At 36.8% G+C, this 1,453-nt stretch carries 1 protein-coding gene; it reads left to right on the plus strand.

Going from position 1 to position 1,453, the window contains the following annotated elements:
* Nucleotides 1-342 precede the first annotated feature (342 nt).
* Entirely contained in the window at nucleotides 343-780 is a 438-nt protein-coding gene (locus KSO91_RS17235) for a DUF3010 family protein (protein WP_238744252.1), read from the plus strand.
* Nucleotides 781-1,453: the final 673 nt, after the last annotated feature.

Raw genomic sequence — 1,453 nt, forward strand, 5'->3', positions numbered from 1 at the left:
TCTTGTTGTATTATCCTTTGTCTAGTTAACAAGTATTTTACCACAATGAGACATCAACCTCTTTAAAATCATCGAGTTATTTGGGTTTTATTGTTTGTTTTGAATCCCGAAACTTGAGTTATAAATAGTGATAACCAATCAGACCGCAGATAGCGGCACTGAGGCGAACACCTAATCCTGCTAAATCAAAACCACCTAGCACAAGATTCTTTTGTTGTTGTTCTGTCTAAAGCTTTAAATTGCTTATTAAACGAGCTTAGATATCTCTCTATTTTGATTTGCTAGTTGCTTGAATCTCATATTTAAATAATAATGCCCGTTGTTTAAACTAAGGGGATTTTTATGAGAGTGTGTGGTGTAGAGTTAAAAGGCAATGAAGCGATTATCAGCATAATACAGTTAAAAGACGGTTTATATGATGTCCCTAAGGTGCGTACGGCTAAACTAAGTTTAGTTGATCCAATCAATACCGAACCACTTAAAAAGTTTCAATTCGATTTTGCACAGTTAATGAAAGATTACAAAGTAGATACTGTGGTTATCAGGCAACGTGATTTAAAAGGCAAATATGCGGGTAACCCACTAAGTTTTAAAATTGAAGCCGCGTTGCAGTTAATGCCCGAATTGAATGTACATGTACTCTCTTCGACTTATATCAAAGAAGGTTTAGCAAATGCACAAGTGAAACCCGATGCGCGTGAAGTTGGTTTAAAACAATTCCAAGAACAAGCGTTATTGACCGCATTTGGCTATTTAGAGCAGTCGGCTTCGGCAAATTAAAAGTAGTTTTTAGCCATCTCTGAATACGCTATTAGTCGATTTTCAGCCTGCGTCTCACGTCTTGTATATATTGAAATGACAATCAATAGCATTCTTTTTATAGCAACTTGCAATTCAAATGGCTAAAGCGATGACAACGGTTATCGCTTTAGCCATAGATTTTTTAATCCTTAAAATAATAAATAATCTTGAGATCGCATGGGTATAATCACCCTCGCTATTTAGAAATGTACTGTCCATATTTGTTACCAATAATGAGCCCATTGACCTTGCTCATTGTGATTGTTTTTTAGAATATATTATTAATGACCGTAGCAAATCACGCGCCCATATAATCTACTTAACAAGCTGAGATATATACGGGATATTTCTCAGCTCATTGTTCCAAGGCAAACCATACCCCACCAATAAATCATCATTTTGCATTTCATAGGCAAAGTGTAGGTCGAACGCTATGTGCACTCGACTTGGCTTTACAAAAAGTGTCGCAATTGAAAGTGATTTAATAGAAAACTCGCTAGAAATATAGGCAGCAAGGCGTTTCATCGGTGAGCTTACGGCTGCATAGTTTGACTTGGGCGGTTAGCCCAATTCAGTCTTTTTTGGAAAGCAAGTCAGCCGTTACTCACTATTTTCTAGATAATTCCATGGCAGGTAATTTTCTGGGTTGGCT

This window comes from Psychromonas antarctica (assembly GCF_022267535.1).
Classification (GTDB): Bacteria; Pseudomonadota; Gammaproteobacteria; order Enterobacterales; family Psychromonadaceae; genus Psychromonas; species Psychromonas antarctica.

What these genes read in the sequence shown, in the direction of transcription:
- KSO91_RS17235 (WP_238744252.1), top strand. Translation starts at nt 343, where the DNA reads ATGAGAGTGTGTGGTGTAGAGTTAAAAGGCAATGAAGCGATTATCAGC.